Annotated in this window: 13 protein-coding genes and 1 pseudogene; 6 read left to right on the top strand and 8 right to left on the bottom strand. The window is 66.9% G+C overall.

Annotation, left to right across the window (positions count from 1 at the left end; genetic code table 11):
* Window positions 1-1,313 precede the first annotated feature (1,313 nt).
* The 4 genes and pseudogenes from AB0B76_RS31415 to AB0B76_RS31400 form a co-directional block, all read left to right on the top strand.
* The gene (locus tag AB0B76_RS31415) at window positions 1,314-4,952 is read left to right on the top strand and encodes a hypothetical protein (protein ID WP_360382262.1); all 3,639 of its coding nucleotides are present in this window, start codon (window positions 1,314-1,316) and stop codon (window positions 4,950-4,952) included.
* 298 nt (window positions 4,953-5,250) lie between these two features.
* Window positions 5,251-5,583, top strand: a complete 333-nt coding sequence (locus AB0B76_RS31410; protein ID WP_360382260.1) for a transposase — start codon at window positions 5,251-5,253, stop codon at window positions 5,581-5,583.
* Window positions 5,580-6,194 (top strand): IS3 family transposase, encoded by a 615-nt coding sequence (locus AB0B76_RS31405; RefSeq protein ID WP_360382258.1) that lies wholly within the window; start codon window positions 5,580-5,582, stop codon window positions 6,192-6,194. Before AB0B76_RS31410 ends, AB0B76_RS31405 begins: the two co-directional genes overlap by 4 nt.
* 29 nt (window positions 6,195-6,223) lie before the next feature.
* Window positions 6,224-6,607, top strand: a pseudogene (locus tag AB0B76_RS31400) (helix-turn-helix domain-containing protein); the annotation flags it as partial.
* 50 nt (window positions 6,608-6,657) lie between these two features.
* Here AB0B76_RS31400 and AB0B76_RS31395 read toward each other — a convergent pair.
* The 4 genes from AB0B76_RS31395 to AB0B76_RS31380 all read right to left on the bottom strand — a co-directional run bounded on the left by AB0B76_RS31395 (window position 6,658) and on the right by AB0B76_RS31380 (window position 11,806).
* Window positions 6,658-7,515 carry a LuxR family transcriptional regulator gene (locus AB0B76_RS31395; RefSeq protein ID WP_360382256.1) on the bottom strand — a complete coding sequence of 286 codons (858 nt, stop codon included), beginning with the start codon at window positions 7,513-7,515 and terminating at the stop codon, window positions 6,658-6,660.
* 932 nt (window positions 7,516-8,447) lie between these two features.
* The gene (locus AB0B76_RS31390) at window positions 8,448-9,893 is read right to left on the bottom strand and encodes a hypothetical protein (RefSeq protein WP_360382254.1); all 1,446 of its coding nucleotides are present in this window, start codon (window positions 9,891-9,893) and stop codon (window positions 8,448-8,450) included.
* Between the two features lie 241 nt (window positions 9,894-10,134).
* The gene (locus tag AB0B76_RS31385) at window positions 10,135-10,773 is read right to left on the bottom strand and encodes a hypothetical protein (RefSeq protein ID WP_360382252.1); all 639 of its coding nucleotides are present in this window, start codon (window positions 10,771-10,773) and stop codon (window positions 10,135-10,137) included.
* A gap of 823 nt (window positions 10,774-11,596) precedes the next feature.
* Window positions 11,597-11,806, bottom strand: a complete 210-nt coding sequence (locus AB0B76_RS31380) for a hypothetical protein (protein ID WP_360382250.1) — start codon at window positions 11,804-11,806, stop codon at window positions 11,597-11,599.
* A gap of 603 nt (window positions 11,807-12,409) precedes the next feature.
* Between AB0B76_RS31380 and AB0B76_RS31375 the strand changes: the two genes are divergently transcribed.
* Window positions 12,410-12,688: a hypothetical protein gene (locus AB0B76_RS31375; RefSeq protein ID WP_360382248.1), complete on the top strand. Its 279-nt coding sequence runs from the start codon at window positions 12,410-12,412 to the stop codon at window positions 12,686-12,688.
* Window positions 12,681-13,025 carry a CopG family transcriptional regulator gene (locus tag AB0B76_RS31370; RefSeq protein WP_360382247.1) on the top strand — a complete coding sequence of 115 codons (345 nt, stop codon included), beginning with the start codon at window positions 12,681-12,683 and terminating at the stop codon, window positions 13,023-13,025. The genes AB0B76_RS31375 and AB0B76_RS31370 overlap by 8 nt, the downstream gene beginning before the upstream one ends.
* A gap of 433 nt (window positions 13,026-13,458) precedes the next feature.
* Here AB0B76_RS31370 and AB0B76_RS31365 read toward each other — a convergent pair whose 3' ends face one another.
* The 4 genes from AB0B76_RS31365 to AB0B76_RS31350 are packed head-to-tail and all read right to left on the bottom strand — an operon-like array spanning window position 13,459 to window position 17,029.
* Window positions 13,459-14,130, bottom strand: coding sequence for a 3'-5' exonuclease (locus AB0B76_RS31365; protein ID WP_360382245.1), 672 nt, complete (start codon window positions 14,128-14,130; stop codon window positions 13,459-13,461).
* A 27-nt stretch (window positions 14,131-14,157) separates the two neighbouring features.
* On the bottom strand, window positions 14,158-15,417 hold the full coding sequence (locus tag AB0B76_RS31360; RefSeq protein WP_360382244.1) for a hypothetical protein: 1,260 nt from the start codon (window positions 15,415-15,417) through the stop codon (window positions 14,158-14,160).
* The gene (locus AB0B76_RS31355) at window positions 15,414-16,010 is read right to left on the bottom strand and encodes a nucleoside-diphosphate kinase (RefSeq protein ID WP_360382243.1); all 597 of its coding nucleotides are present in this window, start codon (window positions 16,008-16,010) and stop codon (window positions 15,414-15,416) included. The genes AB0B76_RS31360 and AB0B76_RS31355 overlap by 4 nt, the downstream gene beginning before the upstream one ends.
* Window positions 16,007-17,029: a thymidylate synthase gene (locus AB0B76_RS31350; RefSeq protein WP_360382242.1), complete on the bottom strand. Its 1,023-nt coding sequence runs from the start codon at window positions 17,027-17,029 to the stop codon at window positions 16,007-16,009. The genes AB0B76_RS31355 and AB0B76_RS31350 overlap by 4 nt, the downstream gene beginning before the upstream one ends.
* Window position 17,030 lies beyond the last annotated feature (1 nt).

Below are 17,030 nucleotides of genomic sequence, written 5' to 3'. Positions count from 1 at the left end.
CTGGCCTGGTGCCGCCCGGTGCCCGTCGCTGCCTATAGTTCCCGGAGCCCGGGCTAGCCGAAGTGGTCCAGGCGACCGTACGCTTCGTGGCGGTCTCGCAGCCGGATGCGAGACAATTCGAACCGACGACAAGGGGTCGTGGGTTCGAATCCCGCTGTCCCGACACGGAAGATGGCTTGAGCTGCAGGAATGAGCTCAAGCCATCAGTGTCTTTGGATGGTTTAGAAGTGCGCCCCCCGTAAACCCCCACTTTCGCGTCACCACCCACGCCAGCGGGTCAGGAACGGCAGACCCCAGCAAACCCAAAGTGATCTCAGGCAGGGTGCAGGTTGAAGCCTGCCGGGGCACTCAGAACATCCCGCCCGCACGACGGCGCCATGAGCGTCGACCCTTCGCCGCACACGCAACCAGCGAATACGGCGCTTCGGTCCGCGATCCGTATGCAAGCCGTCCGGCTCCTGGTCTCGGATGTCCGTCAAATCGGGATTAGGCCCAGTGGCCATGACGGCGGGTCCGTTGCCGGGCCGGGCTTGATGTGCAAGTTCCAGCCGCTCAGAGGTTGCAAGGTGCGACATCGGGCGCGACGAGGGTCGGGGTGCTCACGGCCGACAGCAGATCACGGCTGTCAAAGAAGGTCAGAGCCTCACAGCAGGTGGCGTAGCCGGCGACAGACGTGTCGCGCAACATCGCATCGCCAGCAGGTCATCGGCGGCCACGGCGGCAAAGTTGGCGAAGGCAGGGATACACCACCGGCTGCGGGTCACTTCGAGCAGCCAGGCGATGCCGTCCGCGCGGATCCAGTCGGCCCGTTCGTGCCAAGCGTGTGGGGCCGCTCGAAACGGACCGCCCACATCACGGCGTCCTCTACAATGCACTGACCCTGGATCGCCTCGGGAGGACGACATGTCCGGTCGGATGGTCGCATGGGGAGCTGGCGCGGGCGTCGTCCTCAGCTCGATATCAGGCGCCCTGATCAACGAGCTGCATGGTGGCTGGCCGTGGTGGATAGCCGCCGGAATTGCATCGCTAATCGGCGCGCTTCTCGCTGGCCGTGTCGCCGCTGCCGCGACGGAAGAATCCGGCGTTCATCCCCTCGTTGTAGAAGCCGGCGGCGTCTACGCAAATCGGGACATCGCAGGCGAGATCAGAACTGCACCTCCTCCATCGTCCGAGGCCCCGCGCCGCCATGGTGTGATGCGGTGGATCGGGCCAGGTGCCGTTGCGGCCGGAGGCGACATCACCGGCACCGCCCGGATTGACACCAGCGGAAAGAGCGAACGGACTCCCCCCGAAGACGAGCAGGCTAAGCGGCAGTGAGCATTTACGCATGGCAACTGGCGCCGGGATCCGTGGCAGCGGCGCACGACATCAATGGCACGATCATTACCGGGCCCATGTACATCCAGATTGTCCCCGGCAAGTTTGATCGCGTTCGCGATGCAATCTTTGATCCGATCGAACTGTATGACCAGCTGGATCTATCGCGTTTCCAGGGTCGTGCTGGCCTGATCCACGAGATCGACCGGAGTATCGCTGGTCACGATCGAGGATACGTAGTCGTCCGTGGTGAGGCCGGCGTAGGAAAAAGCGCGCTGGCAGCGCACCTCGCGTGGACACGGCCCTGCGCCTATCACTTCACCCGTCTGGGCGGGGGCGCGCGGAACCCGGTCGAGGCCCGAAAAAGTCTCGCTGCGCAGCTCTTGGGCGGGTGGAGTCTAGGTGACCGGTTCGCTCCGCATGACGTGTTCCCCACAGCGGCGGATCGGCCGGATTGGCTCGCCAAGGTCCTCCGTGCCGCTGCGGCCGAGCGGGATCGGCTGACTGGAGCTCGTCACCCCCTTGTCCTGGTCATCGACGGCCTGGACGAGGCTGAGCCCGACGCGCCCGGTATGGAAACCGGCATACCTCTGGGCCTGCCTGCTCCGGACGCTCTTCCGCCTGGCGTCTTCATCATTGCGACCAGCCGATACGGTCTCCCGCTTGCCGCCCTGCAGGACCCACAACGGGTTGGCTGGACGCAGATCACCGTTGAGGGAGCCGACAACCTCGGCGACATGGGCGCCTTCCTCTACCACGCCGTCCACGGCCCTGCGCCAGACAGCGCACTTACAACGGCTCTGGCCCGCCACCACGTCGATCCCGACTGGTTCGCGGCGACGCTACTGGAGCGATGCCGTGGAGTTTGGATCTATTTGCGATACGTTCTCGATGACATCCGATCCGGAATCCGCGAACCAGCAGCAGTGTCCGATCTGCCCGACCGCCTTCGAGGCTACTATCTACAGCAGGTCGACCGTTGGGCTCTGTCGCCAGCTTGGACATCATTACACCGACCAGCGCTGGCCGCGCTGACTGCGCTGCAGCGTCCCGTCACGGCCAGCGAACTTGCGCATGTCCTCCCGGATGGTCAAGCGGAACCAGTCAAGGACCAGCTGGCTGCCTGGTTGGACGGACCGGCGCGAGCCTTCCTGGACGTCACCCGTGATACCGCCCGGCGTCGCTCCTACGGAGTCCGTCATCAGAGCCTGCGTGACCTGTTCGCGCGCGACGCAATAGCTCAGACGGACTACCCAGACGACGAACCGCCGGAAGCCGGCGTGGGAGGCCAGCTACACGCCGCTTGGATCGACGCCAACCGGGCGATAACGGAAAGTCTCACGCCTGCCGCAATCCTCGACAGTCGAGATTGGGCGAGCATCGACGACTACGCGAGAGTAATGTTCACCAGCCACGCCGCGGCGGGAGGCGTCCTAGACGAGTTGATGCTCGACCCCGCATTCCTGCTCACGTTCCCGCCAGGTGACATCCTCCGCCACCGCCATAAGCTCGGCTCCCGCGAGGCGATCGCAGCCGCGGCAGCCCTGGAGGCGGCCACCAACGAATGGGCGGAGCAACCCGACGTCCAGCAGACCTGGTGGCTGCATGTCTGGGCCCGGAAGACCGGCGCAAATGCCCTCGCCGATGCCTTGGCCGAACGTGAACCTGATTGGCACCACACGGTCCAGGCAGCGTTCTGGACCGGCACGACACACCGTATCCGTCCAGGCCACGCCGGGCCTGTCTGGTCAGTGGCCACACTGCCACGACCCGACGGTTACAGCCTGCTGATCAGCGGCGATGGCGACGGAGCGCACGACGGATGTGTCCGGATCTGGGATGCCGACAACGGTGTCCAACTCCAGATGCTGACCGGTCACAGCGGACGCGTGCGAGCAGTAGCGGCACTTCCCCGTCGCGACGGACGTGCATTTATTGTCAGCGGCGGAGACGACAGCACAGTTCGCATTTGGGATCCGGACACCGGGCTGCAACTCCGGCAACTCAACGGACACACCGGCTGGGTACGGTCGATTGCGGTCCTCCCCGGCCCGCATGGACGCACACTCATCCTCAGTGCGGGCAACGACCACACGGTCCGCGTATGGGACCCCGACACGGGGAACCAGGTCCACGCGCTGACCGGACATCTCGGCCCAGTGGAGTCGGTTGCAGCCCTCGTTCCGCAGGGCGGCGGAGCCCTAATCATCAGCGCTGACGGCTATCTCTCTGGCGCCGCGCCAATTCGAATCTGGGACCCGGACACCGGTTTGCAGCTATTGACGCTTACCGGCCATACCAGTGCCGTGCTGTCCGTGACCACTTTGAGGAACCCTGACGGCCGGACGTTGATCGTGAGCGGGAGCGACGACCGAACTATCCGAGTGTGGGACTCCGCAACGGGCACCCTCGTCAACACAATCCCCACCCCTGTCGGCGCCGCATGGTCAATCGCCGAATTGCGTCGCCCCAACGGTCAAAGCCTGATCATCAGCAGCCACGGCTACACACACGACGCCGGAATCGTCCGTGTGTGGGAACCGATCTCCGGCCAAGAGGTCTACCACCTGAGCGGCCACACCGAACGAGTTCGCTCGGTCACCGCTTTGCCTCGCAGCGACGGGCCGCCCATGATCGTCAGCGGCGGCTACGACGAGACAATACGGCTGTGGGATCCGGACACCCGAACCCAGCTGCACAAACTGACCGGCCACACCGGGACGATCCAAACCGTCGCCGCGGTAGCAGACGAAAAAGGCCGCCTGCTCATCATCAGCGGCGGAAACGACCAGACGGTGCGCCTATGGGACCCGGACCGCCGCGAACAGATCCACGAACTACATTCGGATGTTGCGGTCGAGGCCGTGACCGCACTCCTCCAAGCGAACGGTAGCTGCCTCATCGTCGGCAGTAGCGGCCCGGCAATACGAGTCTGGACCTCCGACGGGGCGCATCTCAGCGATCTGATCGGCCACACAGGCCCGGTGACGTCTATCGCGGCGCTGTTGACGCCGGATGGCCGAACATCGATCATCACCGGCGGATTCGACCGAACGGTGTGTTTATGGAATCCAGAGACCGGTGACCGGTACCGGACGTTATTGGGACACCGCGGCTCGGTGTTGTCGGTGGCTGTGCTGCCCCGAGCGGACGGCGCCAATCTCATCGTCAGTGGCGGTAGTGAGCGAACGATCCGTTTGTGGGATTCCGGCACAGGCACGCAACTACACGAGCTGAAGGGCCACACCGGTTCCGTGGCCTCGGTGGCCCCGCTGCCGCGACCGGACGGCAATGCCCTGATCGTCAGCGGCGGGTATGACAACACGATCCGAGTGTGGGACCCCGAGACCGGCAAGCAGCTAAACGAGCTGATCGGCCACACAGGACCGGTAGCCTCAGTGGCCCCACTACCCCGGCCCGACGGCTACTCCGTAATCGTCAGCGGCGGCTACGACCGCACAATACGGCTTTGGGATGCAGACACAGGTGCGCAGTTGGATGAACTGGCCGGTCACGGCGGCCCCGTGACAGCGGTGACGGCAGCTCTGCAGAACCACGAAGCCATAGTGGTCAGCGCCAGCACAGATCGGACCCTTCTCGTGTGGCGTATACGGCAAATGGGCCGCTCGCGCTGAGCCAAGGCGCTGTCGAGCAATACGACACTCTGTCGCCTTCCAGGGGTCGTCACCACCACGCCGCATGCGCGGTGCCTGTCGCTGCGCGCGGCCGTTGCGGCGCAGGCCAGCGACGCAATTGCTCGAAGTACGGGGATCGGGTGGCGTTTCGTCGGTTGCTGCGGCGCGCCGAGGTGATCCTTGCGGCTGTATCGGTCCAGCATGCTGCTGTCCGACCCGTGGGCCTGGCCCGTTTTGGCGGACATCTGAGATCAGGGGGCCTGTGGGCTCCGGGAGGATGTCCAGCATCATGGAGAGTATGGGCAAGCAGCGGCCTCGGCCTCGTCGTGCGTTCACGGCGGAGTTCAAGGCCGAGATCGTGGAGATGTGTCAGCGTGGGGATCGTTCGGTCGGGCAGGTGTGCCGGGATTTCGATCTGACCGAGACCGCGGTGCGGGGCTGGGTCAAGCAGGCTGAGATTGACGCCGGCGCCGGTGCCGGTGCGGGCTCGGGGGGTGGGCCGGTTTCTGGTGGGTTGACGTCGGACGAGCGGGCGGAGCTGGCGCGGCTGCGGCGGGAGAACCGCCGGTTGCAGGAGGACAACGACATCCTGAAGCGGGCGACGGCTTTCTTCGCGAGGGAGATCCGGTGAACGTGTACCCGTTCATCGAGGCGGAGCAGGCCGGCCGGCGCAACGTCAAGCGTGCGTGTGTGCTGCTGCAGGTCTCCCGGTCCGCCTACTACACCCGCAACGAGCACAGCCTTTGGGCTCGTGCCGACGAGCAGCTCACCGCCAGGATCCGTGAGGTGCACGCAGCGTCGAACGGCACCTACGGCGCGCCGCGTATCTACGCCGAGCTCGCCGCTGCCGGGCTGCGGCACGGCCGCAAACGCATCGCCCGCCGGATGCGCGCCGCCGCGATCCGGGGTAGAAACGCCCGTCGCTGGCAGGTGACGACCGTGCCCGATCCGGACGCGGCACGGCGGCCGGACTTGATCCGCCGCGACTTCGCCGTGTACCCGGCCGCGATCAACATGCGCTGGTGCGGCGACATCACCTACATCAACACCTGGGAAGGCTGGCTGTATCTGGCCACAGTCATCGACCTCGCCTCCCGCCGCGTGGTGGGCTGGGCCGTCGCCGATCACCTCAAAACCGACCTGATCGACGCCGCCCTGACTGACGCATTACAGCGCCGCCGGCCCGGCAACGGCCTGGTCTTTCACTCCGACCGCGGCTGCCAGGGCGAATTTCAGCGGTGATCGCAACACCTCGATTTTTGGAGGTGGAGATGGGACGGTCGCGGGGTTGGGCGACATCGGTGACGGGCAGGCCGGCGATGCGGTCGCCGGGTCGTCCGCCTGTTTGGCGGCGTGAGCACCGGCGGGGGTTCTGGGACCTGATCGCTCAAGGGCGTTCCAGCGAGGAGGCTGCACTGCAGGTGGGCGTGTCGCAGCCGGTCGGCTCGCGGTGGTTCCGTGACGCTGGCGGGGTGCGAAGTGTCAGTAGTGCGCCGCTTTCCGGCCGTTTCCTGTCGTTTGAGGAACGGGAGGAGATCGCACTGCTCAGAGCGCAGAAGGTCGGTGTCCGGCAGATCGCCCAGGCCCTGGGCAGATCACCGTCGACGATCTCGCGCGAGCTGCGTCGCAACGCGGCCACTCGTGGCGGCCAGCTGCGAGATCGACGTCAGCTCATAGCCTTGTCGTTTTGTCATCGGTGAGAGGGTTACTCGGCATCGCCACTCGAGGGTGGCGTGTCCAGTTGCCGGGCGATTTCCGCGAGCTCAACGCGGGAGCTGATTCCCAATTTACGGAAAATCTGGCGCAAATGATAGTTCACAGTGTGCGTCGACCGTCCGGTTCTTGTTGCAATCTGCCGGTTGGTCAGACCTCGTCCGATTAACCTGACGAGCTCGTGCTCCCGGTCAGTTAGGAGATCTTTCGGGTTCACGGAGGCAGCGCCCGCCGGGGGGTTCATAAAGGAACCGCCGACAAACACCTGGCCCTCGAGTGTCGTCCGTACGAGGTCGACGCGGTTACTCACCCCGAGTCGGGCGTAAATGGCCTGAAGGTGCCCTTCGACGGTTCGGGGTGAGAGCTCGAGTCGGTCACCGATCTGCTGCGCCGTAAGTCCGTGTACCGCAAGATCCAGGATTTCCCGCCCACGAGAACCCAGCGGCGGTCCAAGACCAGGAAATGCAGACGGGTTCGGAGCGGGAATTGCAACCGATTGGCCAGCATGTGTTCTGACCAGTGCATCGAGGAGCGTGTCTCGAGGCGTGTGTTTTGTGACATAACTTGTTGCGCCAGCAGCAAGTGCCGCAGAGACGATCTCGGTGGTTTCATAAACGGAAAACATAACGACACGAGCGTTTGGATTACATTCGACGATGCGGCGCGTGGCTTCAATGCCGGTAATGCCCGGCGGCATCAGAATGTCCATCACAATAAGGTCCGGGCTCAATGCCGCAGCAGCTTCCACCGCGGCCTCGCCGCTCGACGCCTCAGTGACCTCGAAGTCGGCGTCCCGGAGGACAGCGGTCAGTGCGAGGCGTACGTATGGATCGTCGTCGACGATGAGCACCGACGGGGTCCCCGCGCTAACCAAGGTCGGACTCCGCTTGACGGCGCGCGCACATCCACAGCTGCCTGAATTCATCGACTTCGCCTTCAAGTACCTCGACGACGAGCTCGAGCGCACCCCAACTCGGCACCGTGGCGCCAACCAACAGTCTGTGCACTGTGTCGTGGCTAACTCCCCTCGCGGCCCGGGCAACGCGTCGAAGACTCGGCTGCCCCGCTCGCAGATGCAGCTCGCGAAGGGCGCGAACCAGGTCGTCGTGGGCCCCAGAAGGAAGCTGAGCACGCCGAACGTGCGGCATTCGACTCACTCCGTTCAATGCTGTCAGAAGTTGTCCGACGCTGTCAGTGGGACAGTAGCAGCGCCTACGATGAATAGGTAGTACTACCTACTCAATTTTCTGGGGGCCAGATGTCATCCCACTCCCGCACAACTCGGTCGCGCCGCGGTCCTGCCGCCGAGAGTGTGCTTGCGGCCGTCGTCGCGGGAGGCGCGATTGGCACCATACTGGTCGTCATCCTGGTGGCAATCGCGTCGCCGACCGCCGTAGGTCCAATCGCTGAGGTCGCGATCATCACCATCGGATCGACCGCCGGGTCAGCGATCGGTGTACTCGCCGTCGCTGTACATCGCACGTCATCGAACCGGCATTGACCATACTCAGCCAGCGCAGGCGCGAGCAGGGGCGCAGCCGGCATAGCCGAGATGGACCGCTGGGGTTTGCTGGCTCACCAGCCGCACGGATGAAGCCCGATAGCCGGATGGCGCTACGTGGCATGGGACCGGGCCTTGCTGGCCATCCTCCGAGACTCGCCGACGACGACCAGACTTGTCCAGCCTTGTAACGCGTACATCATAAGCGGGCCGGTGGTGGCGTTATGGTGCTTGCGCGCCGTCACCTGGTAGAGCGCAGCGGCCCCGTACGCGCCGCGGCGTCAGGGTAGCGTCGTCGTGCTGGCGGCGCTCACGGCCAGGTAGGTGTCCGGTGTGGCGGCCTCGAGATAGCCGATCGGCGGCTCCACCTGTAGCGGCGGATCCCCGCCGACGAGCTCGGCCCACTCGGCTGTGCTGCCGCGGCGGAAGCCGGCCACGGCGCGCTTGGCCAGGTATCGACGCTCCTGGCGTTCGCGCAGCCGGAGCAACGCCTCGCGCTCCTGGCGCCGCTCATCGACGAACCGCAGGTCGGACTCGATGTCGGCCGGTGCCATCGGCAGCGGCAGCTCGACGTCGATGCTGAGCGCCAGGCGCATCTGCTCCGCGGCGAGCTGCTCGCACGCCGCGTACAGCCGGCGGGACAGCCCGACGATGAGATCGGTGCCCGGTACCCGGGCGGTGATCATCTCCGCGCGGTGCTGCGGCGGCCGGCGCCGATACTGTGCGAGGTTGCGGGCCGCGGCCCGTTCCACCACCGTCGACGGGTCTGCCTCGAGCAGCTGTGCCAGCGCGGCGCCACGGCCCATACGGTACGAGCCGAGATCAGCCCCGATCGGCGTCACACGCAGGCGATCCGGCGGCAGGGCGTGCAGCGCAAGGTAGAACAGCATCCGAGAGCGGGCCAGGTCGAGGATCGTCTCGGGATCGGCGTCGTCCGGGCCGGGATTGGCTGCCGTGATGACCCCGCCGCCGTCAACCACTTCGAGGTCGAGGGTGACGAAGACCCGGTGCTCGAGGCTGGTGCCGCACAGCAGGCGCACATGCGGGCCGGCCATCAGTCCGGCCCGGCTCAGCTGGTGGGCGCCTTTACGGAGCACCGTCAGTCCCGCGCGTCGGCCTCCCTTGGCCTCGATGAGCCACGGATGTGGGCTGGCCGGATGGTGGGCAAGGAGGTCCGGCAAACCGTCCTGCGGGGTCCAGCCGAGTCCGGCGGCGACTGGTGCGGCGACGCTTTCCGCGTGATCGGTCGGTCCGGTGCCGAGCAGGCCACGGCTTGCCCACTCTGCCATGGTCATGCCCATCCGGTAGCCGAAGCCGACCTGGGCGCTGACTTCGGTGCCGTACTGGTAGATGACGTTCGGCTCCAGGTGGTACACGGCCGCGCCCGGGATGATGTCATGCCGGGTCCGACCGAGATACGCCATCAAGGGTGACCGCCGCGCGACCAGCTCCGCCCATGCCAGTGTCGGGGTCGCGGCCAGCCACGCGGTCGGGTCACGTCCGACTGTGACAGCCGCGTCGATGATCTCGCGCCAGGTTGTCCGGACCAGATATTGCCCATCAGGCGGCTCTGTGCCGGTGGGCCAGGGGGGTGCGGTGGCGTCGATGCGCTCGGCGCGCGGCCGGCGTTGCGGCGTGAGCGGGGCGCTGCGGCGCAGGAATACGGGGATGTCGACGGCGTCGGCCGGTGCCAGCAGCGAGCCAGCGGCGCCGTGCGGCGGATACATTCAGGCAGGGTGGCACACGTGAACGGTCCGCCGCACTCCCGTAGCCGTCCGCGTCGATGTCGCGCCCTGCTCGGTCTGCCCCACCCAAGCAGGCTCGCTGCTCTCGCCAATAAAGTCCGGACGTTCAAGGACCTCCCACAGCGGAGACCACCGATCTGATCTCCATACCGAAGACGTGGCGCCCCGTACCTTCAACGGAGCGCCTGGTGACGGCGGTGCCAGCGCACGATCGTCGCGGTCCTCACGGTTGCAGCGCCGTTTCGAGTGCGACCCATCGAAATCTGCCGTTCGTCCCAGGCAGGTTCGAATAGTCATGCCACCGGATCTGGTAGCTGCCAGCCAAAGTGCGCTCGTTCGGCACGTGGTAGTCCGGCCCAACGCCCCAGCGCAGGGTGCCTACAAGTTGCCGGCCTTCATGAATGCGGAACGCGGCGTCGCGGGTCCCACCCCTTGTCGGCTTGCTCCACAGCGTCCGGTCGTTGGTCAGCATGATGGCGATGCCTGACATGGGCGCCGGAGCTTCGCGGCAAAACCGCTCCAGACGGACAATGTCGTGGACGAAGCTGTGGCGAGCGACGTCCGCTGCGGCCTGTGTACGGAGGCGGAAGACTTCCTCGTTTGGCTCGCACATGCCGTTCCAGGCCGCGGTGAAGTACTTGAATTCGATGGCTTTCCGTCCAATTGCACTGCGGCACAACAGATCCAGGTACTCACGATTGCCCTGCGGTACCTCGAGCCGGGCCCCGACCGCCGCGTCGGTCTGTTGCACCACCTGCGCAAAGGCGTGTTGGAAGTCGGCCTCAGAGTGGAACACGGGCCGCGTCTTCCCCAAAACGCTCATGACTGCAGCGAGGTCAACCGTGCCTGCTATCTTCTGCACCCCTGTAGCTTCGCCCACATCAGGCCAGGTCCGACATACCTTAAGCGGCCACGGACCGCCCCGACCGATCGGCGACGGGTGCGATAACAGCCCTTATGTCAGCCTCCTGAACTTCGGTGTCTCGGGCACGTCTCCGCCGTCTCCGCAACCCGCGTGATCGCTGCGGCCGGCGCGAGGACGAACCGGTGCGCGCAGTGCGCCTGGAGAGCAGGCCCCGACGAGCGGCGGCAGACGGCGTCATCCAACCCTGGGAAGCGGTTGGAATCCGGTCACGGCACGGCACATCGACAACTTCAGGCCGGTCGGTGAGGGTGAGGACAGCGGCGAGGCGTTCGGACATCCGCGTCAGACCGGCAACAGTCCCGACATTTCGCGGGTGGGCTGCGACGGATAAGCCAAAATCGTACATGCGTTCGACTAGGGTGTCGGACATGTCTATCGCGATTGAGTGCTGCCCGGCGACCAGAACCACGACAACGGCCACTGGCGACGTCGAGATCCGCTGCACCAAAATCTTGCGACATGTCGCTCAGGGTGACCGGGTGCACGAGGCGCGCTTGGGTGCGTTCCCGATCAGGTGGGCGGATCAGCCGGAGGGCCGGTAGCCGCCGCCGGGAGCTCCGACCCAGTGCGCTTGGCCGCTTTCGCCAGCAGGCAGGTATCCGAGACCCGTCGCAAGCTGATCTTCGAAATGATCGACGTTCCATCGCTCGGGAGTTCCAGCACCCGGCATCTGCGGCGGTTCCGCGGGAGGGCGAACAGTTGACCGAACACCACTGCTGTAGTTCGCCTCGCACCGTTGAGCAGCGGAAATGCTGGGCGATCATGGTCGTATGGGTGTCGTATTGCACGCGAAAGGCTGGCGGGTCCGCCGGGCGGCTTCCCAGTCGGCCGCCCACCGCCGGGCTTCGTGCACGTCGGTGGGCGGCCGGCACAGGTGCAACTGCGGCGCCCCAGCAAGCAGCACCTCGAGCCGGGCCCGCCGTTCACGCAACGGCAGGTCGAACAGCGGGCCGCCCGGGTCGGCGAGCACGTCGACGACGACGTAGTGGGCGGGCTGGTCCCGGGCCTCGAGCGGCAGCCGGCGCCCCGGCGACGATCCGCCGCTGCAGGGCGACGACGTTGGTCCGCCTCCGTCTTAGATGACGAGCTCACTGTCGAACACCACAACCGGGTCCAGGCCGCGCAACAGGTAGGTGACGTCCGGGCGTACCGGGTGCAGTCCCGCCGGTGCCGCGAGTGCAGGGACACCCGGTCCGGCTGGAAAAACGCCATGCACCGTTAGCCGTCGCATTCGGCTCGCACACGGCCCCGGCCGGGAATTCCGTGGCGGGCACGGCGCGTATCGGCTCGACCGGTGGCCGCACGAGACGCCCCCCATGAGCAGCGGCAACAATGATCACGCTCCCCGGATAGAGCCGACACGTTCGCCGAAGCCTGAAATCAGCTGGATGCGGTCAGCGGTCCTTGCCGAGTTGCACGATGAGCGCCACCAGGCCGCCCACGACGGCGACCAGCACCACGCCGCAAAGGCAGCAGCAGCAGCAGCAGCAGAATGCTGCGTCAGCGCCGAACGCCCAAGATTTCCCCTCTGCATCAGCTGACCTGCACGTATACGCCGGTGTACGATCCAGTTGTGGGTTACGAGTGGATGCCCGGCATTCTTGCGTTCCTCCTCGGCGTCGAACCGCACGAAGTCCTGGAAGCACTCGAAAACCCGCACCGCTGGCCACGCCAGGTCCGCGGACCGCACGGCATCAACTACATCGCCATCCACTCGCGCACCACCACCGGCCGGCCGATCACCGTCGTCGTACGCCACCTCGGCGGACACGACGCGATGATCGTCGGCGCGCGAGGCATGACCCCCGCCGATATCGCCCTATTCGAGCAGTGGGAGCACGACCATGCATGACGAGCAGGCACAGCTCGCAGCCGACCAGGAATTCGCGGCAGCCGTCGCCGGCGGCGCGCCCTTCGACTACGACGACACTGCCGTCGTCCCTGACCTGCCGCCGCCCGGCGCCCCGGTCATGGTTGTCCGGCCGGTACGCCTGCCCAGCGACCTCGACGCCGCCGTCAAGGACCTCGCCGCCCGCCAAGGCGTCACACCGTCAGCGCTGATCCGCGGCTGGGTCGAGGCAGCAGTCGACGACACCACCGACCCGGTCACCGAACTCCGCCGGTCCCTCGACGCCGCCCAGCGGGCCGCCAACGAACTCACCGCAGACCGGCACCGCGACGCCGCCTGATCTCGTTCGTCGATCAGACGCGCAGCGGAGGCGATGACCTCGTCTGCGCGGCGCTGAAGCTTTTCGGTTTTCTCCGGGATCACCTCAGGGTGATCACGCTGCAGCCGGGCCCGGCCTGCGCCGGGCGTCCACGGCCCCCGGCTCGGTTCGTACCGCGTGCCGCACGCCTGCGCCGACTCGACGTCAGCCATGCGTCCACCCTCGCAGCGACGTCTGGCCGTGTCCAGCCTGACGTATCACCTGCTCTACACAAGTGGCCGCTGACGTGCCGATCCGCTGCCGGGCAACAGCCAGCATGGCAGCGAGTAACCAGACGCGGTCCACGCCATTCCCGCGCGAGCCCCGCAACCCCCACAAACGCCTACCGGCGCAGCGCCGCCAATGGCAACCCACGTCGGTCTTCAACATCAGGGGGTGCTCCTGCCAGGGCACGCTAGAACAGGGTCGGGCCGTCGGGGCCGTCGTCGGCGGCCGGGGGTCGGGGGTGCAGGGGCTGGCCGGCAGCTGCGAGCAGGGTCGACAGGGCGGGTTCGGTTGGCCAGCCGCGGCTGACGAGCGCGGTGAGGAGCAGGGCGGTTGCTGTGGTGTCCCAGAGGGCCCGGTGCGGTCGGCTGCCCGGCGCGGCGATGTCGGCTGCAGCGGTCAGCCCGAGGGTGTCGATCAGGCTGCTGAGGTTTCGGGAGCCTGTGCTGATGAGTGTCCGGGCGAGTTTGTGGGTGTCGAGTAGCGCGGCTGGTGCGATCGTGGGGCAGCGGCGGTGGAGCAGGCGCCAGTCGACGCCGATGTTGTGTCCGACGAGGATGCGGTCATTGAGCCGGGCGGCGAGTTCCGGTTCGACGGTGGCGAGTGTGGGGGCGCTGCTGAGTGCGGTTCCGGACAGGCCTGGGGAGATCCAGGGGCGGGGTGGGATCGGCCGGCCGGGGTTGATCAGCGTGGTGTAGGCGGTGGCGGTGTCGGGTTTGCCGTGCAGCAGGCGGACGGCGGCGATCTCGAGGATCGCTTCCCGGTCGTGGTCTTGTGCGCCGCTGCCTTCGAGGTCGATCGCGACGAGCGGCGTGATGTGCCAGGGTTTCGTCGACCAGGTCTGGATCGTTGGGTGCAGCACGCTGATCTCCCGGAGTGGCTGGGGTGGTCAGTCGTCTTCGATGCGGGCGGCCAGGGTCAGTTCCGCTGTCGCGGCCTCGACGGCGGCGAGGTCTATTGGGTTGATGGTATGGCCGTGCGGGGATCGGCCGTGTGCCCCGGTGAAGTGTGGCGAGTCGACGTTCCAGATCTGGTACTGCAGCAGGTGCTGGATCGGGTAGCGGTCCATCTCGGTGAGCCCGGCGACCCAGACGTGGCCGTTGTCGATGCGGTAGGGCACGCCGGTGTGCCCGAGCCGGTCGAGTACGGCATCCATCTTCGTGGTGGTTGGTGTGGTGTGGGCTGTGGCGCAGCGTTGCTGCTGCTGGGCGGGGCAGATGTCACACAGGCCGGGCACGCCCCAGTGGCCGTTGTAGTCGGCGGCATGGTGGGTGTAGGCGACGCCGCAGCTGGTTTTGCGGAACAGTGGCGTGCGGATGCCGGAGGCGCGCCAGGCCGCGACGACGGTCGCGTCGAGCTCGTCGGACATGGTTTTGCGCCGGTGGTAGTCGTCGGGGCTGAACGGCACCTCGACGCCGAGGGAGCGCAGGTAGGTGTCGTTGGTCTGCTGGTGGTAGTAGCCGGTGTAGACGATGGCGTCGGCGTCGCGGCCGGCGTGCAGGACGTGGGCCATGGTGGCCGGGTCGGTGTTCCAGCCGGGCACGATCGGCCGCCAGTACAGCACCAGGCCGGTGCGCTGTTTGTGGGTGGCGGCGGTCCGCAGCGAGGTGAGGGTGATGGTGGACTTGGCGATCGGTTCGATCCGCTCGTCGCGGATGCCGCTGTAGGTCAGCAGCAGCGTCACCCGCAGGTGCCGCAGCGACTCCAGGACGGCCATGTCCCCCGGGGTGATCGTGAAGCGGGTGATCACCAGGACGTGGTTGGTGTAGCCGCGCGCATCGAGGGCGGTGAGGACCTGGAACAGGTGCGGTTTGACGCCGGGCAGGAACGGGTCGGTGGCTTTGTTGAACAGCTGGATCGGGGTCAGGTGTGGTTCGAAGCCGGGGTGGGTGGTGAGCATGTCGATGGCCTGTGCGGTGGGGACGAGCAGGTGTGGGGTCTTGTCGTCGAAGTTGCCCCAGAAGTGCCGGACGCAGTAGCCGCAGTCCAGCGGGCAGCCGATGATGTGGTTGAGCGACAGCCCGGATTTGCGGTAGCCGACGATCGTGGCCATGTAGGGGTCCAGGCCGGCCTGGTCGTCGGCGGGCATGATCGGCAGCTGTTTGGCGGTGCGTCCGATGCCGGGGATGCCGAGGTCGACGAGGGTCATATGGTGCCTCCTGAAGAGTTGGGCAGCGGTGCGGGTTCGGGGTGCAGCAGGTGGGTGCAGGCCGTGCCGTACCAGATACGGAAGTCGCGTTCGACTACCCCGCCGTGATCGGAGGTGTGGATGAGGTTGTCGACGAGCCGCCCGTCGGCCACGGCGCGGCGGAGCGTGTCGTCGGCGAATCGGCCGCGAATGGTGGAGGGCGGCGCGGCTGCCGGGTCGGTCGGCCCGACCATGGCCCGCACCCGGACGGTGGCGTCCGGGCCGTGGCCGAGGGCGATGACGACGGTATGGCCGACGAAGATGCGCAGCAGTTCAGCCGGTACGTTCCTGCGCAGCTGCTGCGACAGCGGCAGCATGTCGTCGTAGTGGGCGAAGATCTGCGCCATCGCCGGCTGCACGGGGCGCACGTCGACGAGCCGGACGGCTTGTTCGATCCAGGTCAGTACCGGGTCGGTGAGGCCGCGGCGGACGCAGTCCGGTTTGAGCAGCACGACGGTCCAGTCCGCCCACACCACCGGCGGTAGATCGTACCGGCCGGCGTCGGGTGTCGGGACGGCTGCGGTGGCCCGGGCGGTGGCGGGTTCGGCGCTCATCGGGGCTGGCCGGCCGTGGCCGGGACGCGGTCCGGCCAGCGTTGGGTGAGCAGCCACCGGTGTCCGGGGTGCAGCGCGTCGAGCACGTCTGCGGTGACCGGGCCGGTGGTGTGCTGGATCTGCCGGTACGCCTCCAGCAGCAGCACGATCCGCTGCCAGTACGGGGCGAGCGGCATGCCGGAGACGTCGGCCGGTGGCATCGGCAAGCGGTTTGCGCGGAGCGCTTCCTCGGCGTGCAGGACCAGGTCGATGACCGGCCAGTCGGTGTCGGCCGGCATCGGATCGGGTGGGAACGGGCCGGCGGCGGGTGCTGTGTCGGCTTCGGTGAGGATGGCCCGGACCTGGTCGAGGTCGAGGGTGTTGATGTGCATCGACCCGACGTGGTGGGTGTAGGTGCCGACCGGGACGCGGAGCAGCCGGGCGGCGAATTCGAGGATCATCGTGAACGAGTACACGTCGCACAGCAGCCCGATTTTGGCGTCGTTGCCGCGCATGTAGCCGGTCATGTGCAGCCGGCCGCCGCGCAGCATCAGCTGCAGCGCGAGCGTGCACGCCACGTCCGGGTGGTGCGGGTCTTCGAGCTCGTCGGGTCGCATGATGAGCATGGCGGCGCGTTTGCTGTCGGGTTCATGCACGGTGAGGTCCAGGGCGCGTTCGAACTGGCTGCGCCGGTCAGTGCCGCCGGGGGTGAACAGCCGCGGCCCGTAGGCGGTGCCGGTCAGCCGGGTGCCGTCCGGGGACAGCTGCCGCAGCCGCGGCGCGTAGTAGCCGATCATGTCGATGTCGTCGCGGCCGGCGACGTACCAGAGGAACTCGGCGATGTTGAACACCGGGTTGGCGCGGCGGGCGGCCAGATACGGGGTCCGGGCGGTCGGGTCGGTCAGCCGGAAACTGACGTTGGGGACTTCCCAGGCGTCTTTCCCGCGGCCCGCGGTGACGGCGTGCGGCTCGTCGACGATCGTGCGCAGGACGGCGAGATAGGCGTCGGTGAAGGTGGTGAACGTCGCCGGGGTCAGCATG

The sequence above is a fragment of the Dactylosporangium sp. NPDC049140 genome (assembly GCF_040648435.1).
The sequence above is the reverse complement of the archived record's forward strand: the minus strand, read 5'-3'. Positions and strand labels throughout refer to the sequence as shown.